The sequence below is a fragment of the Paenibacillus favisporus genome (assembly GCF_040545415.1).
GTDB classification, from domain to species: domain Bacteria; phylum Bacillota; class Bacilli; order Paenibacillales; family Paenibacillaceae; genus Paenibacillus_AQ; species Paenibacillus_AQ favisporus.
This window is the reverse complement of record NZ_JBEPLV010000001.1, coordinates 1319751-1344452: the sequence shown is the minus strand read 5'-3', so window position 1 is coordinate 1344452 and position 24702 is coordinate 1319751. Positions and strand designations below refer to the sequence as shown.

Genomic DNA, 24702 nt, shown 5'->3' with positions numbered 1-24702 from the left:
ATACAGGCAATCATCCACTAATATACTCAACCATTTTCTTATGCAGTTCCAATTCAGAACATTGAAAGATTCCGTTAAAGTCATGCGGATTACGGATCACTTTGTAATATTATGTAATTACATCGCTATATCTTTTACAGCTTAAATCAGCTCTCAATAGTACATGATCTCTTTTCTATACAAAGGAAAATAAGCTTCCGATCATATCGAAAGCCTATTTTCAGCACAATTCAATCTACATCATAGGAATGACATCGTCACCGAATCACCTATTCTTCCTCGAACAATTTCTCTCCGCGATGGAGCCGCCATGCAATTTTCGCCGTATGAGGCAACTCACGGGAAGTCGGAGCATGCGCGGCCAAATAACGGGTAACTGCAAGGATCAGCGTTTCGCACGCCTTCTCGGCAAATGGCCCAGACTCGGATGCCCAGCGGTCATATTCCGCCACGGCTGCCTCGTACATCTGGAAGGAGTGGAATTCCGCATCCTCTCGCAGCAGTGCATGACCCAGAACGTTGAATAATGGCTCCGGCTTACCGCCGCTGCGCAGGTAACGCATCACCCATGCCGCAGCCGGCGCCACTTGCTGCTGCTTATCGAGAATCTCCAGCAGTTCCGAGGGCTGCGGAACTTCTTCGCTCGCGCTAACTGCACTTGGTCTCGGGGCAGCCGGGATATTCAAAAACCGGTCGAGGTAAATGGTAACCGCCGTATGAAAAATCCCCCGAACCAGCCCTGGATCGGCGGAACGAATCAAGCCCTCATGAACCGCGTGAGCATGCGTGAACGTGTGCAGTACCGAAATCCAGTCTCCGAAATCGTTATGGATAGGGAAGCGGACGATCCGTTCAGCCGCAGCCAATGCGGCAATTTGTGATATACGCACCGGAGAGGCGCCACCGAGCAAAGCCTCCTTTAACAAGCGAATCGTCCGAAGCGGATCGTCTCCGAGCAGCGCTTGAAGCAGTTCCTCATCGTCAATCCCGGGGCCCCCTTTTCCAGATGAAACTCCCTGACTGGACAACTCCTCGAACGCTTCCTTCAACGGCTGAACCAAATTGACCGGAGATTGCCAGCTATGAAGCTCCTCGCTGCGTGATGCGTTCCCAAACATCGGAACGAGCGAAGCGAGGACATCAGCGCGCTGTTCGTGTCCGACATACTTTAAGCTCTCAAAAGCTTTATTATGGAAATCCAGCGTGTGGCCTCCATTAATATAAAAATGGTCCGTCGCCGCCATGCTCATCATGGAGAATAACCGTCCCTCATCCGCCCCCGCCTGAACGGCGGTCAGAAGCACCCGTTCCGCGCCGCGCGTATCCCGAACCTCGATGCACTCGCGGTACCACTCCGTTAACCGTTCTATGGAGACGTCTGTATTCGGAAACGGATCGAGCAAGAAGCGCGTTCCGCTTCCGGCTGAATCGCGCGCCGTGTGCAGCAATCCTTGAAACAACGCAAGGATCTGGCCTTGCTTATGCAGCTTAGGCAGAATGTTGGTCATCGCAGTCAGAATCGTTAATCCGGAACCCCACCCTTCCCTGCGCTGTTTGACTCCAAATTCGATCCCGACCGCCGCGATTTCCTTCCCCGGAACGCCCGCCTCCATTAATCCGACGATGCCCTTAGCGATGACAAGACCGATATTTTGCTCAAGTCCGCTTAGAAGCCGATCCTTATACAGTTGTACTTGATTGCCATTTCGGGAACTTGGGTTGACCCAAATCAACCCGTCATGAACGGTAAGATCATGTACAGGAACATCGTCCGCCCAAGGGTCGAGCGTTCCCCCGCTGCATACATCAAACCTTGCATGATGCCAGTGGCATGTCAAAATTCCGTTGCACAAACTGCCCATGTGGAGAGGAAAACCGAGGTGAGGACATCGGTTATCAAGCGCATGCACTTGATCCTCGTGATAAAAAACGACGATGCCCCCTTTGATCAACTTCGGCCCTTGATTTCGAAGCTCTTCTACCGAACCCGCCTGAATCCAACCATTCATGAGAACGCCTCCATTTTTTGAATTCATTTGCTTTCCTTGTATACAGATTATATGATTCCGGACACTTATTAAACATTTTTATTTAAAAAGTCGATAAATTTTTTACTATGTTGATTTCAGATAACCAGCAACAAGCTCTTGTCCTCTGAATGTTGCCTTCTTAGCCTGCAATCACAGAACAAAAAGACCAGTTCCACAACGTGAACTGGTCCTTCTTCATCCCTGATCTTAACAAAATTTCAATTTATCGTTCTCTGGCTCACTTAAAACTTTGCAGCATCAGGATTTTCATTTCGGTCTATTCCTACCCTTTCAAGACGGCATATGTTTTCTTCAGCCACTGTTCCGCCAAGATGGCCACGCTCCACCGAGCCGTCCTTCAAGTCAGGCGTAAATACGTTCTGGAACGGACAGGAGCTGTCTTGGACAGGGAAGGGGTGCGTCGACAATTAAAAGTTTTCCTTAAAGTTTTAAATCTTTTTCAAAACAAGGGGTCCCATCTCTTTCAACGTAGTACGTCCCCACTGCTCGATGAGCTTGCAATAGCTTTCGGCGTCATACATCTGCGCCGCCACGTCAGCGATCGTCATGGTCCAAGATATTGTGGGGAGAGGCTGCGCATCCAATGGCCTTCGAATCCCCTTCGTCCTTCCGGGTCCTTTGGCCATATCTTGGCGAATCGATTCCGTTGCGTAGCCTTCCTCCAAATGCTTCTGTAATGCGGATTGGATCCAAGCGTACATCTCATCGCTATAACCTTGGTGTTGAACCATGTAGGTGGCAACGGTGAGAAAGTGAACCTGTCCATAGCTTGGATCATTGAATTCAAGTGCCAAAAATTCGTGGAAAATCGATTCGCAGGTAATCCCCTGAGGAAGATCGGCGTTGCATAGAACACAAGTATTCGGCATGTATTTTCCTCCTCATCCACCGCAATAAAAACCCTTTATGTTAAGCGTTTTTATCCTTATTTTTTCAAACCATATTTTTAGATGCAGCTGACCTCTTCTAAATCATAAACCTTCACCTTGCGAGAGAGTCAATAGATAATGCGTGAAGATAGCATCCACGAGCTTCAATTCTTTTTCAAACTCAAACCAGCCAAAAATAGATGCTCCATTTTCGGCGGCATTTATTTTTTGAAGTGTTAAAATTGTGCAAAGTCTCAAGCAAGATGAAAAAGCGTTTAGGAGGGATAGCATGATATCGGTTGACTTGCAACTCACGTATGACCAGATGCTAAACGAAAAAAAATTGTGGCGGACCATAAGCGTAACAATCCCAACGAGGAGGTGCCCTTTATGATCACACATAGGAAATCGGGCAAATGGTCCGTATTGTTTGTCGTCACGCTGGTCTCCTTTATCACGAATCTGGATGCGACGATTGTGGTCAATGGTCTCCCTCCACTCATGGAGGATTTGCATCTTTCGCTTGAACTGGGAATGTGGACGCTTACCTCGTTCTACATCACAAGTACTGTATTTTTACTTCCTGCCGGCCGTTGGTCAGACATGTTCGGAACGAAACGGATTTTTCTATGGGGATTTGCTTTATTCACTATTGCTACCGCTCTTTGCGGAATGGCGGGTTCCGGTACGGTGCTGATCCTCGCTCGTCTGCTGCAAGGAGCAGGTGCCGCTATGGCGATGGCAGCATCCACCCCGATTCTGATGCGGACCTTTCCTCCCCAAGAGCTTGGAAGGGCCCTTGGGATCAACAACATCGCATGGGTGACCGGTTCTCTTCTCGGCCCTGTTGTCGGAGGCGCACTCATCGGCGGGTTCGGTTGGCGCTCCATGTTCTACGTTATCGTTCCGCTCGGAATTTTGGGCTTGATCGCCGGAGTTTTCATTTTAAGAGAATCTGCGGAACTGCAAAAAGCCAGAACGGACTGGCCAGGCTTACTTACCTATGGGACAGGATTAACCGCATTTCTCATTGTTTTGTCGGAAGCGCAAACTTGGGGATGGGCATCGAGTATAACGCTTGGGCTGCTCGCTCTTGGAATTCTCCTTTGGATCGCATTCGTTTTCATTGAGAAAAAAGTCCGACACCCTTTGTTTGATCTAGGTCTCCTCGGCTATCGGGATTATACAATTGGGCTTGGCATCACGGCGAGTTATTGCATCGGTTATTTCGCTGTCTCTATTCTTTTGACGCTTTATCTGCAAGGTGCTCAACACCTCAGTCCCTTGGAAGCAGGGCTCATGCTGATCCCTTTATCTGTACCCCAACTGTTCACGGCTCCCTTAGGAGGCAAACTTGCGGACCGTTTCGGCCCGGCAAGAATGATATTGCTCGGTTCGTTTCTAATCGGTCTTGCGATCCTATTACTCGGACAGCTCGGCGCCGAGATGTCGGGTGCAGCTGTCATCATTCCGCTTTTGATTATATCTGCAGCAACCGGGCTCTCCTGGCCATCGCTTGCTAAAGCAGTGCTGTCAGCGGCTCCACAAAATCAAGCAGGGCCCGCATCGGGAGTGTTCTGGACCGTTTACAATATGTGCCGTGCGATCAGCCAAGCGCTTGTTCTGGTCATCATTCAATGGGTGGCAAAGTCTGATGTTGCTTCTCATTTGTTGTCGGGGGCCCAGAATCATGACATGAGTTCATCAAGGGATGCCCTTATTCATGCGACGAATGTTGGTTTTCGGTTGTTCGCAGCCTTTCTTGCTCTTGCCATCCTGCTTGGACTGTTTTTACTGGGCACGCAAAGAAAACGGCAAGGGACTCGTCCGATTAAAAATTCGGAAAAGGTAGAGTTTGAATGATCGCAAATACAATGAAATACAACAAGAAAAGAACCGGATCCCTACGAGAATCCGGTTCTTGTAATCGTAAACAAAGCTCAACGATTGGCCCTATAACAACATCGCGAAACATCCATTATTCTTTAGGTTTTATGGCTCGTGTTGCAATAAAGCTGTTTGTATAGCGGTCCAAGAGCTTTTCCCCTCCGAAGGTATCTTCGTAAAACCCGGCAATGACAAAACCGGCATCGATTTGACCCTGCAATTGCTGCTCCAACGTGTGGCCGAATTCAAGGGGTATTCCATTCTTTGCAATCTCTTCTTCAGTTGAATAATCGAGTTCCGAATAAGGGATGGAATGTTTCACTTGGAGGACCCCTTCCTCTTGAAGCTCCCAATCAAATAAATAAAATACGGGATTCATAAATCCGCTGATTAAACAACCTCCGGGTTTCAAAACACGGAATGCTTCTTGCCAGACCGGCTGGATTTCAGGTACATATAAATTGGATACCGGATGCACAATCAAATCAAAGCTATCCGCGGCAAATATACTCAAATCAGTCATTGAGCCAAGAACGGTTCGGATCGATAATTTATCGCGTTTCGCAACCAGGGCATCCTGTTCCAATTGCGATTTCGAAAAGTCCAATACGGTTACATCCGCGCCTGCTGCTGCGAGTATCGGCCCTTGCTGTCCGCCGCCAGAAGCAAGGCAAAGCACTTTTTTTCCATGAAGATCAGGAAACCATACTTTGGGTACAGGTTTTACGGATGTCACCACAATGCTCCAATTGCCTGCCCTTGCCTGTTGAATGTCTTCGCTGGATACGGGAACGGTCCAACGGCTTTGTTGCTTTACTTTTTCTTCCCAAATGTTTTTATTGTGCTCTAAACTTTTCATATGCTTATGCACACCCCTAACACAATTAATTAGCGTTAGTCTACCACCTGCGGCTAGTTGGTTCCATATGGATGATCCGACATTATTGACGTTTGTTTTTCTTTGGTGACTTTGGCCATCGATAGGAGGCTACGTGTCTGGTCATTGCAAGAAATAACATCCCCCACTGTTGTTCATTTAAGCTACAGATGGGTTGATTACGATCTATCCTTAGCTCCCTTACCAATTTTGTAATCTGCGGCGGCGTAAACACCTCGTTCATCGCTTCGTAAAAAGGTAATCGGGGATAACGCAGACCATGTGAAGCAAAGGCGATAAACTTTCTCCGAAGGTTTATCGGAACCGCTGGATTCTTCTTCCTAATCACCGTTACAACGGCTGAATCAACACTCGGCGGTGGTGAAAAATGACTCGATGGAACGGTTCGAACGAGCCGAATATCATACCACATTCTCCACGTTAGAATAACCGGATTCGTCATCGGATCTGCTGTAAAACGTTTCGCAGCCCCTTTTTCGATAATAAAAACAGCTCTTTGCAGCTGCACCGATGTGTCCCCCAAAAACTTTTCAAATATAGGAGAAGTGATTGAAAACGGTATATTAGCCACCACACAAAATGGACTTCGTGGTAGTTCATACCGAAGAACATCGATCTGCCTGATTTTAATATTATTTTCTTCTTTTATTTTGCTTCTTAGTTTCTGTATGCTTGCAGGATCATTCTCGATTGCGATGACAGTCCCTGCTTTCTCGGCCAACGGAAAAGTTATTGCCCCTGTTCCTGCACCGATATCGATGACCATATCGCTGCGATTGATCTGAGCCAGATCTACCAGTTCTTTAATTAAAAATTTATTGATTAACAAGTGTTGTCCAGAGAAATTTGACAACGCTTTACGATTTCTTGAATCGTATTTAGGCATGATAAAAAGCACCTCATTCATTCGTAATAGGAAATGAAAAAGGCACAGCACAAATAAACCCAACAAAATACCCTTAAAAAGAATAAGGAGTTAGAGGGTTACAAATGTTCTGTACCTTTCATTAACGAATACGAAAAAATGAGATGCAATACATAAAAGTTGTCTCTCCTTAGCATGAAAAACTCGATACGGAGTTATAGTAACACACCTAAACTTTACCAGTCAAAAAGATACTGCAAAAATTATCGTTTCCCGATTAAAAATGCCTCGATACACGATAAAAGGGAGCCGCAGCCCCCCGCTGAAAACCTGCAATTAAAACTACCTATACCCGAGTAAGCTTATCCGGGTTTCTTACGATGTAGATTCCGGCAAGCTTTCCGTAACGGAGTTGTAAAAATATAGCCGCCACAGTTTCGTCCCCTGAGCGGAGCACGATGCTGGTCTCCCCGTTCAAAAAGGCAAACTCGGAGCGAAGACTTCCCTGATAGTAGGGCTTTATGCCCTCGAACGCACCGGCAAGGATTCGGGCCACTTGATCGCGCGCTTGGATCGGACGTGTAAAGGCAAGTACTTTTCCGCCCCCATCCGAGACGAGCATGACATCTTCGGTCAGAAGGGAAAGGATTTCATCGATGTTACCTTGCTCGAAGGATGTGAGGAACCGGCTAACCCACTCCCTTTCGGTCACTTCGGCCGTAACCTGTTCCCCTTCGGATATTCCCATCTTGCTTTTTGCCCGGCTCATTAGCTTTCGGCAGTTCGCCTCCTGCTTACCTAGCAGCTCGGCAATTTCGGGATATTCAAAACCCAACGCCTCACGCAGGACGAAAACCACTCGCTCTGTCGGCGTCAGTCTCTCGAGCATAACGAGCATCGCGTAGGATAGCATATCCCGGCGGACAACCGTCGTCTCGAGCGTATCCACTTCCGGCGTACGAAAAGGTTCGGGGAGCCATGGACCAACGTACATCTCCCGCCTCCTCCGCGCTGACTTCTGCAGATCAAGGCAGCGATTGGTTACCATTTTACACAAATACGCTTTAGGCTCCTCCAAACACTCTACATGTACATCGTAAGCCTTCATAAACACGTCTTGTACCGCATCTTCCGCATCCGCCGCAGAACCTGTCAGCTGATAAGCCAATATGAACAGCAGTGATTTATATTGACCGTACAGTTCTTCCAATCGCCGTCCCTCCGATCATTTCTATCTAAGCATACTGGCGGTATCTTCTACCAGCTTTTTGATTCTTCCCGGAAGTTTTCCGGTCATAACCATATCGATCCCCCATTTGCGCATCCAGAACACTCCTTTTTGCCCCAGTGCGATGGTGAACGCATCCATATTCGATTTGGCGGAATGATGACTTGGAGCGGGACGGCCCTCTAAATCCGCCCTCACGATTGACCCCAGCCGAAGCCCCTGCTCCCCCGCTTCAAAGCACGTCATCTGGGTAGCTCTGCCGTCTCTCGGATCAACAATTCCTGAACAGTCACCAATGCTGTAAACGTCCGGCATCCCTTTGACGCGATAGCATTCATCCACCATTACCTTCCCGTCAAGTGTAAGGGGCAGCCCCATACCCTTCAATCCAGGATTGGGTATCAAGCCTAAAGTCCAAATACACAAGCCAACCGGCAGACAGACGCCGTTATTGAGTGCCAATGATCCTGCTTCCTCCCGAAGCGCCTTACGATTGTGAAGCACCGTTACTCCGCATTCGATAAGCTGCTGCTCCAGCTTCCGTCTAAGTTTCCCCGACACTTCCGGGAGCAATCGTTCCTTTGCATTCAGCATATAGACGGAGACCTCGGATGGGTTCAAACCTAACGCCATGGCTTCCTTCCTCATGGCGAGCGCAAGCTCGGCCGACGTCTCAATGCCGCTGATCCCAGCTCCTGCAACCGCGATGGTCATCAGTCTCTTGCGTTCCTTAGGGTTCATCTCGCGGGCAGCCTTCTGAAGGTTTGCGCGCCAGCGCTCCCGGATGTCTTCCGCAGCTTGTGGGTCGGTCAAAGCGATGCCGCCTTGATCGGGATCCGGTTCCCGAACGATGCTGCCCACCGCCACGACTAGGAGGTCATAACGCATTCGGGCATCATTTCCTTGTGAGTCTGTATATCGAACCCGTTTCTCGGTACTTTCCACAGACGCAACCGAGCCTTGCACGAAATCGACATCCTTAAGAGTTAACTGATTCCAGGGGATTATAATCTCTTCCTCGGTCGCGGTTGGACGGAACATTCTCAATTTGCGCAAATGACCCGGCTGCTTGTCGAGGAGAACAAACCGAATCCTCCGTCCGTTCGCTATGCCCCGTGTTTTTTTCTGTATCGATTTGAGCGCTTGAAGCCCCGCATATCCTCCTCCAATGATGACACAGGTCAAGTCCTTCATCATTCCTCAGCTCCTTTTGCATTTTGCACAAAGAACGATGTAAGGCTCTGATTTGTGACATCGGATACGCACAAAAATTTCATGAGTCCATGTAATACGTTATTTAAATCGGCTAAGTCACTAAGTTCTAGTCTATTTGAGCAACGTATTTAAACACAAAAAGCCGCAACAATGCGGCTGATAAGCATACCAAATTTTATACAAGTTATGCAAGAAATTATGTATAATCACATGGGGCGATAGAACTGAAACGGAGGTGGTTGTGACAACGAAAAGAGTCATTGGAGTCATCATTGGTATTGCAATAGCGTTTATATTCTTTGATTATATTCATAAGTCTGATCCAGAAAAGACCCTAGATTTCTACCTTAGAAGTCTAAAACAATTACATATCGAAGAAGCTTATCAATGTATTGTTTTTGAAAATGGATTTGCTGAGCCATTCGAAAGTTATAAACGAAATGCGATTTCAAACCAAATCGTGAGCTACTCCATTAAAAAGTTCTTTGTTTTAGGAAAAGATAGTTACGTTGCCTTAGTTGCATTAACCGAGCAAAATAAACCAAGCCCCAGAGATGTGACTTTCACGCTAAAAAAGTTTAATGGCAAATGGAAAATACTCTTCCCCTCCTATAAAAGTCCAAATATTCTCTACTAAGCCGTCTCCATTTTGACGATCCGGATATTTGAATCCCTCCTATACGCTAAAAAGTCATAAACACAATGATGTGATTATGACTTTTTGGTTCTCTTCAGCTGGCTGTTTGCTCCCAAAATGGAGCCAAATTGACTGATAAAACCTCAACAACCTCTTCAAACATCGTTTCTACGGAGTGATCTTGAGGGTTCCGGCTCCACAGCAAAACCGTTCCGAACATGCCCCAACTGATAACGAGTGCTGCAGCTTCTAGTTTATCTGGCGAAAAGCCCTGTGTATCCATTTCATTGACCCGTTTAAGCAGGAGTCGATAAAGATCCTGATGTATGACATTTTCAAACATCGCTTCAAACGGTTTGTCTCCCGGCGTACTACATTGTTGAAACCGTAAAAGAAACTCGAATAGGGTTTGAAGAAGGGTTCGCAAATTGTTCGCATTGCATCTTGTTTCTTGCAGCAGTCTATCCCTTATTGCCATTTGGAATTTTTCCTTCATCCAATATTCAAGAAAGTCATATTTGTCCTGAAAATGAGCATAAAATGTTGTTCGATTTACAGCTGCTTGTTTCGTGATATCTTGCACAGATATGGAGTAGAGGTTTCTCTTTTTCTCAACCAAATCGTTAAACGCCTGCACGAACAATTGGCGGGTTCGTATAACACGCGGATCTTCGGGATTTACAGACATGTGTACCCCCTCTTTCTCTTGATCTTAAATAACAGACAAAAGGACAACTATGTTGGGAACAGGACAAAAACAGCGATTTGCAGGTTGTTCGCGCGGGCTCATTCCTTTTAACTAAACTTATACGATTATGATTGCACATGAAAAATCGTATGGCAAGAAACGCTTAATCTGATTTGCAGACGAAAGGATGAGTTAGAAATGATTGTTGTTACTGGAGCAAATGGAAAATTGGGCCGTAAGGTCGTAGAGGAACTTCTGAAGCGTCTTCCTGCCGGGGATGTTGGTGTCAGTGTCCGGGATGTGGACAAGGTTCGTGATCTACAAGAACGTGGAGTCCGTGTTCGGCAAGGAAATTTCGATGATTCCGAAAGTCTTCTTTACGCTTTTGAGGAAGCATCTCAAGTTCTCATGATCTCGTCCCACTCCCTGGGAGAAGCTGCTGTTCGTCAGCATCAAACCGCAATCGACGCGGCAAAGAAAGCTGGAGTTCGTCGACTGCTGTATACAAGCCAAATGTTTTCATCGGCAACATCACACTTTTCTCCCATGAACGTTCATGCTGCTACAGAAGAGATGCTACAATCTTCAGGAATGGCATTCACGTCGCTCCGAAACGGATTTTATGCCGCATCAGCGATCATGTGGATGGGTGATGCCTTGGAAACAGGCGAGTTGATTGCTCCCGAAGATGGTCCAGTCGCCTGGACCACCCATTCCGACCTGGCTGAAGCCGCAGCGGTCATCCTGACAGAGCAGAGATATGACGGTATCACTCCTCCCCTTACGGCTTCTGAAGCGATGGACATGAGTGGAATCGCATCGATAGCTTCCAGGGCTTTGGATCGACCCATTCGGCGAATTGTCGTGTCGGATGATGAATATCGGATCCACTTGGTGTCCCGGGGACTGCCGAAAGCGATGGTCGACATGCTTACGGGGATGTTTCAGGCAAGTCGACTCGGGGATTTTTCGCAAACCAATCCCGCGTTGGAAAATCTGATTGGCAGATCCCCAGTAAATTTTTCGGATTTTTTAAAAGACAGTCTAATTAACGCTTAAATTATAAACTTCGGATATGGGCTGTCCACTTTGGATGGCCTGATCCGTTCTTGACCATTTAATTTTCCTTTGCTCCATTTTTTGTCTATAATAGACAATCGCCGACATGTACTAAAACCTCCTTCTTGTTCTAAATATAGTATAATGACGAAGAGGTGACAGCATGATGTCACCTTTTATAAATCAAGGATATAAAAGAAGGAGTACATATGGAAAAGGTTGAGAGATTAATATCGATCATCATGATCCTGCTGAAAAAGGATGTCGTTTCAACCACAGAATTCGCACAATTGTTCAACGTTACCAAAAGAACGATTCTGCGTGATATGGAAACATTGAGTGTATCCAACATCCCCATCTATTCGGTCAACGGAGTTCATGGCGGCTACGGTATTATGGATGAGTATAAGGTTGATAAACGCCTGTTAAGCAGCTCCGATCTGGAGAATATTTTAACGGCACTCAGCGGATTGGAACAAATTCTGATCAGCGAAGAAGTTGATGTGACTATAAAAAAAATAGAGGCCATGGTCAGCCCGTTGGCTCCGAAAAGCTCAGTTCAGCTGTCGTTTTATGATTGGGAGGGCAGGTCTGAAATTCGTCAAACCTTGAAGAAGTGTCAGGAAGCAATATTAGCAAGACGGTTGATTTCATTTGCGTATATTGATAAAAACGGCATGATCACGGACAGAATGGTCGAGCCGTATCAGCTTCATTTTAGCGAAACGAGTTGGTATTTGAAAGGATTCTGTCTGCATCGCATGAGGTATAGAACGTTTAAATTATCCAGGATCGACCATCTTCAAGTGGATGAAAAAACGTTTAACCCTAGAGATTATTCATTAGATCAAGAATATGAGTCAAGTTACCAACCGGAACTGGTCGCTGTAAGAGCGTTGATTTCGCCCAGCGTAAAGGATCAATTCATTGAAAGATATGGCCGTAAAAGTATTGAAAACTATAGTTCAGACTTATTCTTGGCAACCATCCACGTTCCTCAAAGCCATATCGGATTTCAATTTTTAGCAAGCTTCGGCACAAACCTAAAAGTCGTGGAGCCCCCATCGTATGCTGAAGAATTTCGAAATTATTTACTTGAAATGGTGAATCAATATTCCTAAATTGCCGCCAATAGGAGACGAGACGCATCAGCAGCTCAATCGGATGAGCCGGCATGCCAAGCCTTTAGCATCTCTTGTGCTTTTTGCGGATCGTCCCTTAGTAGAGTCCGATACTCCAGCATCCAGTTAAGGGTGACCAGCATCTGGTCATATTCTTCCTTCTTGCCTTCGATCTCCTTTTTCTTGCCGCGAATCCAATCGATAATCTGCTGGTTCGTGTTCGCGTTGGCGTCGTGGTCCCGCAGCACTTCCTTCAGTTCAGCCAGTGAACAGCCGATGGACTGGAACTTCTTGATGAGCTTCAACCGCTCGACAGCCTCATCCGAATAGTTGCGGTAATTGTTGCTTTCTCGCCGGACATGCCGGTCATCCAGCAAGCCTTCCTTTTCATAATAGCGGATCGTATGAATCGTTAATCCCATCTTATCCGCCAGTTCCTGAATTTTCATCGTCTTTTCTCCTTTGGACCGCTTGCCCTAGAGTTCACTTCATAGTTTATGCTTAACATGTTCAAGCAGTCAACTCATGAAGGAGGATATCAACATGCATGTTTTTGTTACAGGAGCAACAGGGTATGTCGGTTCTGCGGTTGTCAAGGAACTGATCGGTGCAGGACATACCGTATCGGGTCTTTGCCGCTCTGAAAAGAAAGCCGCGGGATTAAAGGCAGCGGGAGCCGAACCGCTGTACGGCACGCTCGACGATCTCGACACGCTAAGCAGCGCCGCCGCGGCTGCGGACGGCGTGATTCATCTGGCGTTCACCAACGATTTTTCCGACTTTGAAGGTGCGCTGGCTCTGGATTTGCGGGCCGTGGAAGTCATGGGAGCGGCGCTCGAAGGCTCCGGAAAGCCGTTCATAACTACGGCACACGCCAATGGCCATGCCGTGGATGAAGCTGTGCTCGCGATGGCGAAGCGGGGTATCCGGGCATCGATCGTCTCGCTTGCACCGTCCGTACACGGCGAAGGCGATAAGGGCTTTGTCCCGATGATGATCAGCATCGCCCGGTCGAAGGGCTTCGCCGCCTACATCGGTGATGGAACGAACCGCTGGCCGGCGGTTCGTCGCCTGGACGCGGCAGTTCTGTACCGTCTGGCGCTGGAATCCGCCCCGGCGGGCTCACGGCTGCTTGGCGCCGGCGATGAAGGCATTCCGCTCCGCGAGATTGCCGAGGTCATCGGACGGCAATTGAACGTGCCGGCGGTCAGCATCACATCTGAAGAAGCTGCCGCTCATTTCGGCTTTCTAGGTGCCATTGCGACCCTCGACATTACAAGCTTGTACAACACTGCGCAAGCCAGTCAGGCAACACGGGAGCTTCTTGGCTGGAAACCGATGCAGCCCGGACTCATTGCCGATCTCGAAGAAGGGCATTATTTCGCATAAAATAGGAGGGTGTCTCAAGCCTTAATTGGCTAGGGACACCCTTTTTATTTTCAGTAAAGGTTATCGTTATTCGCTTGTTATGCCTCTCTGTTCATCGGATACGAATAGCCATCTATATAAAAATGATTCCTGTGGTAAATATTATTCATATTATTCAAGCGGACTGACGCATGCTAACATAAATGAAAGGATCCGTTTATCCTGTTTCCATCGTTATATATTGACTACAGAGGAGATCATTGATGTTACCAAGGTCCGCATTTCCATTACTTCTATTGAATATGTTTCTCGCCAATCTGAGCATGGGCCTCGTCATACCGATCGTGCCGGAACTGCTCGAGATGTTTTCAGCAAGCGGCCAAGCTGCCGGCTATCTCGTCTCTTGCTTCGGTTTGACACAGTTTCTATTCTCACCCTTCGCAGGAAATTTGTCCGATAGGTACGGTCGTAAACCGATGATCATTACAGGGTTGATTTTATTTGCCATTTCTAATTTGCTGGCGGCGTTTGCAGGCGATTTAACCTTATTATTCGTGTCGAGACTGATCGGCGGAATCGGGTCAGCCGCCCTGGTCCCTGCGATTATTGCTTACGTTGCGGATATTACAGCAGATGCCCAGCGCAGCAAGGCCATGTCTTGGTTAGGCGCATCGATGACTTCAGGGTTTATTATCGGGCCGGGTGTAGGAGGATTGCTTGCGGAATGGGGCATCACAATGCCTTTCTTCGCTTCCGCATCCGTTGGACTGCTGGCTATGATATGCAGTATGTGGATGCTCCCCGAGCCGCTGTCGCCTGAGATCCGCCGCCTTCGCCAATCTGTGCAGGACAAGAAAGACAATATCTTTCGTCAAATTGGTCTTTCCGTTAAATCCCGTTATTTTATCCTGCTGCTTATTGTTTTCGCCATGACGTTTGGTCTGACGCACTTTGAAGCCATTTTCCCGCTTTTTGTCGTTCAGGGTTATGGCTTCACCACGCAGCAAATCGCCATTTTACTTACCGTGTGCTCTTTGATCGGCACGCTGAACCAAGTGCTCCTGACCGACCGGATCACCCGCCGGTTCGGGGAAAAGCGGGTTATCGTCGCCATGCTTGTGCTATCCGCTTTCACGCTCGCATCGTTGCTTTTCTCAGGCAATTACTATTATGTCATGATCATCACCATGCTATTTTTTTCATTCAATAATATTTTGCGTCCAACCATCAACACCCTCCTATCCAAAGAAGCTGGAGAGGACCAAGGATTCGTCGCAGGGATGAATAATGCCTATACGAGCCTTGGTACGATCTTTGGACCGTTACTCGCAGGAATATTATATGAAATCCATATCGACTTGCCTTATCTTTTTGGTGCATTTGTGCTGCTTGCAAGCAGTCTAGTCTCGGTAAGAAAATTGAATAAAAAATCGTCATCGGCGTCTACAAACGCGTTAGCAGGCAGCATAAATCAATAGGATGATTCTCAACCCATCTCTTCTCTCAAGTCATGCTCCATGAAGAGAATATCACGTTTCATTTCCTTCATGCCCTGTCTGGATATACGTCCGGTCTCGAACATGGTTTGGATGTTGTCTCTCTCCAGCTGAATCCCGACCCGTGCGAGCTCCTGCATCATGATGTCGAACTCTTCCCGGTTGTAGGTGTCCGATTCGTTTCGGGTCAGAAGAAGCAGCGTACGTTCATATTGCAGGATCAGCGAGCTGACCGACTCCATATCCGTCTCCCCTTTTGCAAGCAGCGCATTCAGCTCCTTTATGACGTAAGCCGTATTTTGAATTCTGAGCTTGGCCAATTCGGCGCGCCTCTCTCGGATACTCAGGTGGGCCGGATGCAGCATTCCGAACACTTTAATCCATTGCTTCACAGGGAAAAGCTCTTTTTTATAACGGACATCTCCTGTGTGCATAAATAACAGCTGGTTTATTCTTTTAAGGTAACGGTACGCTGTCACTGGATTCACTTCTTTCTTCTGAACCGCGTGCAGCGTGTTCTCTCTTTCCCATTTCAGGATAGACAGGCCCAAGGCCCGCTGCACTTTATCGTTCTTTTCCTCTTTTCTGAGCGATTTGATTCGGGAAGTATACGTATTGATGATCTGGGCAATCGCCAGCCGGTTCTGATCCGTGGTCAGTTCGTTTAATCCGTTCACCACATTCCTCAGAATTTCAATTTTTGCCTGAACCTCCTCCTCTTCCTGCTCCGTTTGCGTTTCTTTCCCCAATAAAAGCGGCAGCAGATAGTTGGACGCAAGAAGGGTCCACAGGATAACTCCAGCCGCAAGGAAAATGATCAGATCCCTCGCCGGAAACGCGGTGCCGTCACCAAGAAATAATGGAAGTGACATCGTACTCGCGAGTGTGATCGTTCCCCGGACGCCTGATAGGCTGAGGATCAGCGCCTTCTTGACCCTGAGCCGCCAAGGGCCGCGCGGTTTGGTCCCTTCGACCATATCCATCAGAATCGCCCAGATGAATCGCAGCCCAAGCACAGCTGCGGTCAATAAGAGGGTGTACATGATTACTTTCAGATTTCCGATTTCCGCACTGTTCCAAATCGTCTGAATAATATCTGGAAGCTGTGTGCCAAGCAGCAGGAAAACCAGCCCGTTCAGTACAAAAACAATGACCGACCAGGTGCTTTTGGATACAACCCGCAGCTTGGCTACCTCGGGATTCATTTTCTTGTAGCCAAAAGAATGGGCGATTCCGGCGGCGACGACGGCCAGGATGCCGTTAACCCCTAATTCCTCGGCCGTCATGAAAATCACAAAAGGGGTCAGGATCTCAATCAGCATGTGGAGCGTAACATTCTCCATCCCCAGTCTCCGCAGCCATTTCACCAACCCATATTTAACAAGCGTGAGCAGAAGGCCCAGCACCACCCCGCCAAGTGAGATGGAAATAAAACTGACGCTGGCCATTTTGAAAGAGAACACACCCGTGACCATTGCGGCTACGGCAAACTGAAATGACACCAGCCCCGATGCGTCATTAATTAAGGATTCCCCCTCCAGAATTTGCATCGTCTGATGAGGGACTTTTACTTTCTGCTCCAGTGCACCCACGGCCACAGCATCGGTAGGCGCTAATGCAGCCGCCAGTGCAAAAGATGCCGCCAGCGGAATCACCGGAAGGAGCCAGTTCAGGAAATAACCAACTACGGCTACCGTGACGAACACCAGACCCAGCGCCAGCAAAAGGATTGGTTTCTTCAGCTTCCAGAGCGCTTCCTTATCCGCATGCCTTCCATCATTGAACAGCAACGGGGCAATGAACAGGAGCAAAAACAGCTCCGGATTTAATTTCAGCTCATAGTGTAAGGGCAGCCTGGTAATCAGCATCCCCAGCACGATTTGAATCATAGGCACGGAGACCGAGGGGATAAACCGGTTCACTAAATTGGATAAAGACACCGCCGCCAGCATTAGCAAAATATACTCAAACAATTCCAAACGAATCTTACCTCCATATCGATATCTGTATTCATCAACTTGTCGTAAATTCAGGGCCCTCGCAAACGATTCAGCTTATTGTAAAGTAATTTTATGAACTGTATGTGAATCGCTTGCACTTAAGCCTAGAGCAATATTCTTAGTACCCATAGGTATTATCATCGGAATTACCAACAGCTTCTTTAATACACCCTACTTTCCATTTGTTCTTCACCATATATGGCTATGAAGCGTGAAAAAGCCTAATTTCTCGGCATTCGGTGAGAAATTAGGCTTTGTTACTTCATTATAGGGCCCTTAAGCGAATATACATATTATTCCCGTTCCTTTGGCCAAGAACCTTGCTGTTTGCGAATGAATACGATTTGTCCGATGTGGTATACGTTGTGCAGCATTTGACGGGCCAGCCTCCCAACACGCTCCTCATCCAGCTGACTGTCGTTCATTTGTGCCAGAGATTGACGCAATTCTTCACAAATCAGGCGGGTTTCTGCCATGGTTGCCGCCCACTTGTCAGCATCCGCCGGGTCCCCAGGCCCTCCAAATGAATCTTCTGCCAAAACGGCCTCCCATTTAGAATCAGGGGGTTCACCGATATCTCCATATGTAGGCTTGTGTTCAGATGCCTCTGTTCCAGGCGTTGTGACATGGAGTTGTCTGACAAGCAGGGCGTTGTAATAATTTAGATGGTTTACCATTTGCCAAATGGTGTTTCCTCCTCCAGGAGGCTGCCAGCTTGCATCGGTCGAATTTAAACCTGCAAGAGCAGATTCTAAGGGTAAAAACCAGGTTTCCGTATCCCAAACAAAGTCAAATTGCATACGAAAAATGTCTATCTGTTTCCTATTCATTTGCTCTCTCTCCTCGATGATTCATATTTGGGAGCCTTAACACAGATTACGATCGTCTCCTGTTTCTTTAAAGGACTTTTAAGACAAAACAATAAAAAGCGTCACCATTCGATCGATTTTCAATGTGCTCGTCCATCTACCACACGCCGTAAGAGTAATAATAAGTCCCTTTTTCTAAGGGGGCGTAAAAACTATTCTCTTTTACCGCAACGTCTATTGAACTTCCCTCCGCCGTCATTTGCGTGACGTGATATTTGTTGGGCATGGGCTCAACATTCATTGCAAACTTCACGACTTCACCGGGCTGTACCGAAACAGGAATTTCATCTTTTAAAAGTTCAACCGGTCCAGCGGTATCCACACATATACCTTGATTCTATCCTAATCATCACGGCTTAGACGTTAAAATTTTCCATTTTGTCATCATACTTTAGCATCAATTCATTTTAAAACACAAAAAGCCGCAGTTACGCGGCTATGAAGTGTGTACGCTCTTGTCCAGGTTCATGGCTTATGCTGATTGAACGTGCGCTGTTACTCTTCCCATCTGGAATGAAGCACGTGATGGCAAAAATTAGGCCGTTTATAGCCCGGCAGAAACAGCTCGCATATATCGGCGTTAATCGTGCCGTAGGTCGTTTCCGGTTTATGCTTAAAGCCTTCAAAGAAGGCGCGCAGAATGTTGTGCTTAAACCGGTTTCGCGGGAACGCATCAACGATTTGCCGGCGAATTTCTTCCGAGATCAGTTCGAAGTTTTTCCCCACGACGTCGTAACCGACGCCAAAATTCATCAGGGCCGCTTCGTTTTCTTTATATTCGACGATTCCCATCGTAGTATGAAGGGCAACGGCATCCCACACCAAACGAATGGATTCTTCCGGGACGCCACGGCTTTGCAGGAAATCTCGAGCGGCATTCGCGCCGTCGACTTCAAAGCGCTTGTCCGGACTGCGGAATGCAGGCGTCAGGCCTAAATCGTGGAATAGAGAACTGATATACAGCAATTCCGGATCGTACTTCAATTGACTCAGGTTGCCTTTGAATGCTGCGAAAAGATACACCCGGTTCGAATGGTTCCATAGCAAATCATCGCCATGTTCCCGCAGTAATTCGGCTGCTTCCTTGGCCAGTTTGCTATCAGGTATTTGGATATCTGCGATTGACATGGACATCGCTAAGCGCCCCCTATTTATGTCGTTAAGCTTATACTAGGGTTTCATGGAATGGAGATCAATGCGGGTGTTTCTATGATCATCATCGACCAAATGCATGATCTCCTACCTATTTCCAGTATCCCCTTAAGACATTTGAATATTCCGGGAAGTCGCTGCAAATCCTTTTTCTAAATATCCATTGACATAAGTACTAATTTTACAGGAAAGGTATACCCCATTGACTCTAACAACGACATAGCTTCCTTATTCTGTTCATGAACCAGCGTCTCCACTTCGTTTCGGCCGTTCTTCAGATGATAATCAAATCCCTTCGTGATGAGAAACCTACCCAGCCCTTTTTTACGCCAACGCGGAATGACGAATAGTCTTTCGACTGCCCCAGTTTGCCAACACATTACGCTCCCAACAAGCTCATCACCTTCAAAGGCAGAGATGGTATGTAACTCCGGGCCACCCATCATCCATTCCAACATATTTACACTTCGGTAAACTACACCTTGATAAAATTGATTTTCCAGCTCGGTATATTGGATTCGTTCTTCTCTGGATTCCATCGGGTGGTATTTGACATTCACTCCAACAGGCGTTCTGACTTCAGGTACAGGTTCTTCAAGTGAACGCCGTGCTATGTAATAAGTTTGAAAAGGGCTAAAGCCCTTCCCTTCGTAAAACGCTCTGTCACCATAAAAGTCCTTCCACGCAACCAGCTTCGTTTTCTTGTTTGGATTACGCAGCTTTTGACAGGTTTCTATAAATGTAGGGAAAAGAGCTGCTCTCACTTCATCCATGCGGTTTAAAGCTAATTCATTCGTGGGCATTTCGACTTCGAATACATCATGATCATCAGCAATTCCGTGGCGTAAGTATCCCGCACAAATTAAATTCCCTTCCTCATTAAATATACAGCTCATCCTCTGATGATCGTAATCTTGATTATATTTAAAAAGGATCCATACTTTGTGACTTAAGTTTTTTACTGCTTCCTCTAATTCAGACCCATACGGACGAACTTGTAATGACATCCGAATGCTCCCCTCTGCATGGTGTTTCTTCAATCGTAGCAAAGGAAACCGTTTAGAAATATATAAAAGATCCTTCAGAATCATTTGTTACACAAAAAATCACATCATAACATACGATGTGATTTCTACGCCTATATTTTTGAATAAATGATTTTTTTAATACTATCGATGGAAAGGCAGAATTGATCCGAAAGTTCATCGATCGTTGCACCATCGATATATTGCTGACGTATCGTTTCGTTTCTGAGGCTCAAATGTTTTCGGCTCCCTGAATTTTCGCCCCATTTCTTCCGTTGTCCTTCTGGGGTTGGGATGTAAACCATACTTCCGTGGACATATTTCTGTATTTCCTTTAAAAGCTCTTCCGGAAAAATGATATCTGCGTTTACATACTTCATGATAGCTCTGCTCCTTAAAATTTATTAAAATTTAAGGTTGCAAAGCCTATCCTATAAACAACTATCATGTACGCTGATATTCAGGCGGTAAAAATGAATTCTAAGCTCCATACAAACAACCGCCGTTGTTTATAGTACAAGACTTTGCATGGAGCTGATCGTCAATTTTCTCATCATTCGAGACCTCACTTTCAAAAAAATGATCGGTGTCTAATCATTACCAAATATTACAATCGATAATATGTTTATTTTACTGATTTCTCCACTTCATGTAAATGTCTCGAACTGCGCCTAACTGTCATTTCAAAGCATGAGGGGTTGGCCGTGCCCAGGGAATACCTTGTGTTCGTTTGTATTTCTTAACCGTGACCAGCTTTGATCAACCTTTTCATTCGTATCCATCCTCATATGGGGATTATAGGGTAAATCCCCCGTAAAAATACCCAACCCCTCGATAACAATACTAATGGAATCATCCGAGTGGCCTGGTGTATGAAGTATATACCCTGGAATGCCAACTTTTTTAGTAAAAACGGCCTGATCATGTTCATTGATGATATTATGAGCTTCCACCTTGATTTCTTTAAAGCTGGAGAACTTTTTCATAGACTCGTTTGCAGATTCAAGAAAATCCGACTGCGTTCGGCTGATAATAAGCTCAACACCCATGGATTGTATCTCTTGTGCGATTCCGCAATGATCAGGGTGAAAATGCGTAACCATCAAATAGGGAATGTCACTCCATTGGATGTTATGTTTTCGCAATTGGCTGGCCATCTTCCCCAGCGTACCGGGTAACCCCACATCGATGAGAAGATACTTTTCCTGGAAGCCGATTGCATAATAATTGGTCGAAGCGTAGCCGATATTTATTACATTCATCTCGTCCTTCCTCCATTATTATCATTCATATTTGTTGATATATAGATCTCCCACAACTTTTGCATTTGTATGGTACCGATCATATGAATGGTAGACATCATTTGCCCATTTGTATACCATGGATTCGAGTTCTTTCTGCTTTAGCCCGATTATGTCTGTAACCGTTAAATGTCCTCTTTGCTGAAGCGGCAATGCAGGAATCAAAATATCCGGGTGTGACCGTTTGTATTGATCGAGGATACCGCTCAGCCGGCTTGTCTTTGCATACTCCCAGGCTATAGCTTTTTCAAGGATTAAATACTGTCTGGTGAGATGCAAATTGTTGTTCCATACCCCATGAACCTCCGAATGCTGCAAACAATGTGCATCGGCATATATAAATGTGAATAGATTATTCCCTTCCATGAAATTCATTGCCAGATCGTTGAAAATGTCAAAGCATTCAAATACTCCGCCCCTGGTGTTTGACCCGCAAAATTGGCATCTGCCGTGATCCGTCAACTTTATGTCCTTTTTCTGGGCTTGCAGCTCTATATTCTGCATAATACCACTTTCCCTTCGTGAACACTGACCCTTTGAAAATCTGCATTGGCCTCTTGAGATCATTTTAAGGGTTGACGTTACGTTAAGGTCAATAAGCTATTGAGTGGGTCGTTTGAGATTCCTCCGGTTTTGGCAAGATCATATGCCGAGAAATGATAAAAAGCCGCAACAATGCGGCTCTTAAGTGATTAGCTGTTCTGGTTGTCTTACAACTTCGCAATGTATCAATCGTACTCTCAGCCAAACCTTTTAACGTTACAAAGAGCTATGGATAAATTCCTTTATGGCCATTGCAACCCGTTCAGGCTGTTCTTCTGCTGAAAAATGTCCGCAATTTTCGATGATTTTGGCTTTGATATTTTGCAGGCCATTTTCCCTAAATCCCGTAAGGTATTTTTCAATATCTACATTTTCATCCGATCCTCGCAAGTATAGAACTGGCGTTGACACGGTAACATGTTTTGACGCGGCATTATCCTGTTCATCTTCTTGGAAGCCTCTGTATAAATCAAATCCTGCTCTCAATGCATCCAAACGGGAATAGGCTTCGGCATATAATGTTCTGCGGGCATCACTCATTCGCTTGCCCTTTCCGGCCAGCACGTCATAGAAAAAGGAGAAATAAGGAAGTTCTTTGCCTGAAACCAGTATCTCGGGCAGTTCAGGCACGTTATGAAAACCAAAATGCCAGATGTAAGGATTACTTTTCACCTCGTTCCACGGATCAACTCCAGGAATGGCGACATTCATAATCACCGCTCGCGATAACCTGTCAGGAAAGCTCTTCAGAAAAGCATACGTCACCTGGCCCCCAGCATCACATCCTACCAACGTCACATCTTGCAAATTCATATGATCCATAATTCCTCGAACATACTCGGCAATATTGCGTTTGCTGTATGACTGTAAAGGGATGATTGAGTTCCCGATTCCGGGGATGTCGATGGCGATAACATGATACGCTTCGGCAAGCCTATGCATCACTCCTTCAAATTCCAGCCAACAGGTCGGCCAACCATGAATCAAAAACACAGTCGGCTTTGATATGCAACCAGCTTCGACTACATGGATCGGAACTTCTTTCACAAGTACTTCCCGGTGTGTGAACAAACCTTCTCACTCCTATCGAAATTTTCTGATCACCTCTCGATCGTAGCATTCAAAATATGACAGCATCTTGTCACCATTGACACATCGTATTTACAAAATGCGGACGGAAGTAAAAGCCAGCTGAGCTTAGCCGGCGGCACCCGACTCGTCTGCAGCGTGCGCCTGCCCCGTTACGGCTGCCCGCCGCTTCATGCGCCGCTCCAGACGCAGGCTAACCGCAAATAAGACGAGCGACAGCGCCGTCATAGCGCCTGCGAAATAGCCAATTTCACCGACGGTAGCGAAGCGCACGACAGCTCCTCCGGCCGATGCGCCCAAGGCACTGCCGACGTAAAGGACGGAAGACTGTAGCGACAGGACGATGCCAGACGAAGGCCCCGACAGCCCGATCAGACGGTGCTGCTGTGCAGGATTGAACATGTAGCCGCTGAATCCGAACAGTGCCATAGCAGCCACCGCCATGGCGAGAATACCAGGCCGGCCGGCAAAGCCGTATAATGCGGACATCAAGATAAGCGCGGCAGTGAGCAGAGTCAGCGCCAGCGGAATCGCCCGGTTTGGTCCGATCCGGTCCGCGGCCAAGCCGCCTGTCCGCACCCCGATGAAGCTGGCGATACCGGAGAGGCTCAGCACCATGCTGATCGTCCGGCCGCCGGCACCATAGCCGGAAAAAAGTTCGGAAACATACGTAAAGAGCGCAAAAATACCGGTGGCCCAAGCGAGCGTAATCAGCAAGGCGGATAGCAGCTCCGGCTTCTTCAGATACGAAAGGCGTTCCCGTATGCCGATCGCCGCTCCCGGCGCCACCTGCGGGAACAGCAGCCGGATGGCTACCGCGGCGAGCAGCGCCACTCCGCCGACGATCCAGAACGTCGTACGCCAGTCGAACGTCAGGGCGACCCACATCCCGAAGGGGACGCCCAGGATCAGGGAGACGGTCTGCCCGGCAACGACGATCGACACCGCGCGCCCTCTTTTCTCAGCCGGGGCCAGCGTGGAGGCGACGGCGACGGCCCCCGGCGAGAACAGGCCTGCCCCCAGCGCGGCGACAATCCGCCCGGTCATCATCAGGCCATAAGATGAGGCGAACCCGCACAGCACGTTTCCGACAGTGAGCAGCAGCAGCGAACCGAACAGCAGTTTCCTGCGTTCCATCCTCGCTGTCAGAGTCGTCAACAGCGGCGACGATACAGCGTACACGAGCGCAAACGCCGTCACCAGCTGTCCGGCAAGCGCCGTCGACACATGCATCGCCGCCGCCAGTGTCGGCAGCAGCCCGCCGATCATATACCCTTCCGTGCCGACCGCAAACGACCCAAGCGCCAGCCAAAAAAACCGTTTGTCCATGAAATCCCTCTC

The 24702-nt window shown here is 47.3% G+C and carries 24 protein-coding genes; 6 read left to right on the top strand and 18 right to left on the bottom strand.

Features of this window, described 5'->3' with window-relative positions; translation table 11 throughout:
• Positions 1–269: 269 nt before the first annotated feature.
• Both ABID47_RS06315 and ABID47_RS06310 read right to left on the bottom strand, forming a co-directional pair.
• Positions 270–2009, bottom strand: a complete 1740-nt coding sequence (locus ABID47_RS06315) for a Rieske (2Fe-2S) protein (RefSeq protein ID WP_354495323.1) — start codon at positions 2007–2009, stop codon at positions 270–272.
• Positions 2010–2479: 470 nt separating this feature from the next.
• Positions 2480–2920, bottom strand: a complete 441-nt coding sequence (locus tag ABID47_RS06310; RefSeq protein ID WP_354495322.1) for a DUF5946 family protein — start codon at positions 2918–2920, stop codon at positions 2480–2482.
• Between the two features lie 390 nt (positions 2921–3310).
• Between ABID47_RS06310 and ABID47_RS06305 the strand changes: the two genes are divergently transcribed.
• Entirely contained in the window at positions 3311–4783 is a 1473-nt protein-coding gene (locus ABID47_RS06305) for an MFS transporter (RefSeq protein WP_354495321.1), read from the top strand.
• Between the two features lie 115 nt (positions 4784–4898).
• Here ABID47_RS06305 and ABID47_RS06300 read toward each other — a convergent pair whose 3' ends face one another.
• From ABID47_RS06300 to ABID47_RS06285, 4 genes are all read right to left on the bottom strand, one after another.
• Entirely contained in the window at positions 4899–5666 is a 768-nt protein-coding gene (locus ABID47_RS06300) for a class I SAM-dependent methyltransferase (RefSeq protein WP_219990088.1), read from the bottom strand.
• Between the two features lie 82 nt (positions 5667–5748).
• On the bottom strand, positions 5749–6591 hold the full coding sequence (gene erm / locus ABID47_RS06295) for a 23S ribosomal RNA methyltransferase Erm (RefSeq protein ID WP_354495320.1): 843 nt from the start codon (positions 6589–6591) through the stop codon (positions 5749–5751).
• A gap of 325 nt (positions 6592–6916) precedes the next feature.
• Entirely contained in the window at positions 6917–7780 is an 864-nt protein-coding gene (sigJ, locus tag ABID47_RS06290) for an RNA polymerase sigma factor SigJ (RefSeq protein WP_354495319.1), read from the bottom strand.
• 21 nt (positions 7781–7801) lie between these two features.
• Positions 7802–8995, bottom strand: a complete 1194-nt coding sequence (locus ABID47_RS06285; protein WP_354495318.1) for an NAD(P)/FAD-dependent oxidoreductase — start codon at positions 8993–8995, stop codon at positions 7802–7804.
• Between the two features lie 259 nt (positions 8996–9254).
• Here ABID47_RS06285 and ABID47_RS06280 point away from each other — a divergent pair, with 259 nt between their 5' ends.
• Complete coding sequence (locus tag ABID47_RS06280; RefSeq protein ID WP_354495317.1) at positions 9255–9650, top strand: hypothetical protein; 396 nt, start codon at positions 9255–9257, stop codon at positions 9648–9650.
• A 94-nt stretch (positions 9651–9744) separates the two neighbouring features.
• On the opposite strand, the gene ABID47_RS06275 is transcribed toward ABID47_RS06280, so the two are convergent.
• Positions 9745–10338, bottom strand: a complete 594-nt coding sequence (locus ABID47_RS06275) for a TetR family transcriptional regulator (RefSeq protein WP_354495316.1) — start codon at positions 10336–10338, stop codon at positions 9745–9747.
• A gap of 198 nt (positions 10339–10536) precedes the next feature.
• Between ABID47_RS06275 and ABID47_RS06270 the strand changes: the two genes are divergently transcribed.
• Complete coding sequence (locus ABID47_RS06270; RefSeq protein WP_354495315.1) at positions 10537–11397, top strand: SDR family oxidoreductase; 861 nt, start codon at positions 10537–10539, stop codon at positions 11395–11397.
• A 209-nt stretch (positions 11398–11606) separates the two neighbouring features.
• On the top strand, positions 11607–12518 hold the full coding sequence (locus ABID47_RS06265; protein ID WP_354495314.1) for a helix-turn-helix transcriptional regulator: 912 nt from the start codon (positions 11607–11609) through the stop codon (positions 12516–12518).
• Between the two features lie 35 nt (positions 12519–12553).
• On the opposite strand, the gene ABID47_RS06260 is transcribed toward ABID47_RS06265, so the two are convergent.
• The gene (locus tag ABID47_RS06260) at positions 12554–12967 is read right to left on the bottom strand and encodes a MerR family transcriptional regulator (RefSeq protein ID WP_354495313.1); all 414 of its coding nucleotides are present in this window, start codon (positions 12965–12967) and stop codon (positions 12554–12556) included.
• A 94-nt stretch (positions 12968–13061) separates the two neighbouring features.
• On the opposite strand from ABID47_RS06260, the gene ABID47_RS06255 reads away from it, so the two are divergent.
• Positions 13062–13907 carry an SDR family oxidoreductase gene (locus ABID47_RS06255; RefSeq protein WP_354495312.1) on the top strand — a complete coding sequence of 282 codons (846 nt, stop codon included), beginning with the start codon at positions 13062–13064 and terminating at the stop codon, positions 13905–13907.
• A 242-nt stretch (positions 13908–14149) separates the two neighbouring features.
• On the top strand, positions 14150–15364 hold the full coding sequence (locus ABID47_RS06250; protein ID WP_354495311.1) for an MFS transporter: 1215 nt from the start codon (positions 14150–14152) through the stop codon (positions 15362–15364).
• Between the two features lie 8 nt (positions 15365–15372).
• On the opposite strand, the gene ABID47_RS06245 is transcribed toward ABID47_RS06250, so the two are convergent.
• The 10 genes from ABID47_RS06245 to ABID47_RS06200 form a co-directional block, all read right to left on the bottom strand.
• Positions 15373–17361, bottom strand: coding sequence for a Na+/H+ antiporter (locus tag ABID47_RS06245; RefSeq protein WP_354495310.1), 1989 nt, complete (start codon positions 17359–17361; stop codon positions 15373–15375).
• Between the two features lie 314 nt (positions 17362–17675).
• A complete protein-coding gene (locus ABID47_RS06240; RefSeq protein WP_354495309.1) occupies positions 17676–18212 on the bottom strand; it encodes a DinB family protein in 537 nt (178 codons plus the stop codon).
• Positions 18213–18348: 136 nt separating this feature from the next.
• Positions 18349–18573, bottom strand: coding sequence for a hypothetical protein (locus tag ABID47_RS06235; protein WP_354495308.1), 225 nt, complete (start codon positions 18571–18573; stop codon positions 18349–18351).
• A gap of 173 nt (positions 18574–18746) precedes the next feature.
• The gene (locus ABID47_RS06230) at positions 18747–19385 is read right to left on the bottom strand and encodes an HD domain-containing protein (protein WP_354495307.1); all 639 of its coding nucleotides are present in this window, start codon (positions 19383–19385) and stop codon (positions 18747–18749) included.
• A 170-nt stretch (positions 19386–19555) separates the two neighbouring features.
• Positions 19556–20410 (bottom strand): GNAT family N-acetyltransferase, encoded by an 855-nt coding sequence (locus ABID47_RS06225; RefSeq protein ID WP_354495306.1) that lies wholly within the window; start codon positions 20408–20410, stop codon positions 19556–19558.
• Positions 20411–20541: 131 nt separating this feature from the next.
• Entirely contained in the window at positions 20542–20808 is a 267-nt protein-coding gene (locus tag ABID47_RS06220) for a CD3324 family protein (protein ID WP_354495305.1), read from the bottom strand.
• Between the two features lie 303 nt (positions 20809–21111).
• Positions 21112–21690: an MBL fold metallo-hydrolase gene (locus ABID47_RS06215; protein WP_354495304.1), complete on the bottom strand. Its 579-nt coding sequence runs from the start codon at positions 21688–21690 to the stop codon at positions 21112–21114.
• Between the two features lie 21 nt (positions 21691–21711).
• On the bottom strand, positions 21712–22233 hold the full coding sequence (locus tag ABID47_RS06210) for a DUF5946 family protein (protein WP_354495303.1): 522 nt from the start codon (positions 22231–22233) through the stop codon (positions 21712–21714).
• Positions 22234–22488: 255 nt separating this feature from the next.
• Positions 22489–23319 carry an alpha/beta fold hydrolase gene (locus ABID47_RS06205; protein WP_354495302.1) on the bottom strand — a complete coding sequence of 277 codons (831 nt, stop codon included), beginning with the start codon at positions 23317–23319 and terminating at the stop codon, positions 22489–22491.
• A gap of 150 nt (positions 23320–23469) precedes the next feature.
• Complete coding sequence (locus ABID47_RS06200) at positions 23470–24690, bottom strand: MFS transporter (protein ID WP_354495301.1); 1221 nt, start codon at positions 24688–24690, stop codon at positions 23470–23472.
• Between the last annotated feature and the right edge of the window lie 12 nt (positions 24691–24702).

Bases quoted from the DNA above. Each gene is read 5' to 3' on its own strand.
- ABID47_RS06220 (WP_354495305.1), bottom strand. From the start codon at position 20,808: ATGAAGTATGTAAACGCAGATATCATTTTTCCGGAAGAGCTTTTAAAG.
- ABID47_RS06305 (WP_354495321.1), top strand. From the start codon at position 3,311: ATGATCACACATAGGAAATCGGGCAAATGGTCCGTATTGTTTGTCGTC.
- ABID47_RS06285 (WP_354495318.1), bottom strand. From the start codon at position 8,995: ATGATGAAGGACTTGACCTGTGTCATCATTGGAGGAGGATATGCGGGG.
- erm (WP_354495320.1), bottom strand. From the start codon at position 6,591: ATGCCTAAATACGATTCAAGAAATCGTAAAGCGTTGTCAAATTTCTCT.
- ABID47_RS06300 (WP_219990088.1), bottom strand. From the start codon at position 5,666: ATGAAAAGTTTAGAGCACAATAAAAACATTTGGGAAGAAAAAGTAAAG.
- ABID47_RS06310 (WP_354495322.1), bottom strand. From the start codon at position 2,920: ATGCCGAATACTTGTGTTCTATGCAACGCCGATCTTCCTCAGGGGATT.
- ABID47_RS06260 (WP_354495313.1), bottom strand. From the start codon at position 12,967: ATGAAAATTCAGGAACTGGCGGATAAGATGGGATTAACGATTCATACG.
- ABID47_RS06265 (WP_354495314.1), top strand. From the start codon at position 11,607: ATGGAAAAGGTTGAGAGATTAATATCGATCATCATGATCCTGCTGAAA.
- ABID47_RS06215 (WP_354495304.1), bottom strand. From the start codon at position 21,690: ATGAATGTAATAAATATCGGCTACGCTTCGACCAATTATTATGCAATC.
- ABID47_RS06230 (WP_354495307.1), bottom strand. From the start codon at position 19,385: ATGTCCATGTCAATCGCAGATATCCAAATACCTGATAGCAAACTGGCC.
- ABID47_RS06200 (WP_354495301.1), bottom strand. From the start codon at position 24,690: ATGGACAAACGGTTTTTTTGGCTGGCGCTTGGGTCGTTTGCGGTCGGC.
- ABID47_RS06275 (WP_354495316.1), bottom strand. From the start codon at position 10,338: ATGTCTGTAAATCCCGAAGATCCGCGTGTTATACGAACCCGCCAATTG.
- ABID47_RS06315 (WP_354495323.1), bottom strand. From the start codon at position 2,009: ATGAATGGTTGGATTCAGGCGGGTTCGGTAGAAGAGCTTCGAAATCAA.
- ABID47_RS06240 (WP_354495309.1), bottom strand. From the start codon at position 18,212: ATGAATAGGAAACAGATAGACATTTTTCGTATGCAATTTGACTTTGTT.
- ABID47_RS06270 (WP_354495315.1), top strand. From the start codon at position 10,537: ATGATTGTTGTTACTGGAGCAAATGGAAAATTGGGCCGTAAGGTCGTA.
- ABID47_RS06225 (WP_354495306.1), bottom strand. From the start codon at position 20,410: ATGTCATTACAAGTTCGTCCGTATGGGTCTGAATTAGAGGAAGCAGTA.
- ABID47_RS06250 (WP_354495311.1), top strand. From the start codon at position 14,150: ATGTTACCAAGGTCCGCATTTCCATTACTTCTATTGAATATGTTTCTC.
- ABID47_RS06255 (WP_354495312.1), top strand. From the start codon at position 13,062: ATGCATGTTTTTGTTACAGGAGCAACAGGGTATGTCGGTTCTGCGGTT.
- ABID47_RS06210 (WP_354495303.1), bottom strand. From the start codon at position 22,233: ATGCAGAATATAGAGCTGCAAGCCCAGAAAAAGGACATAAAGTTGACG.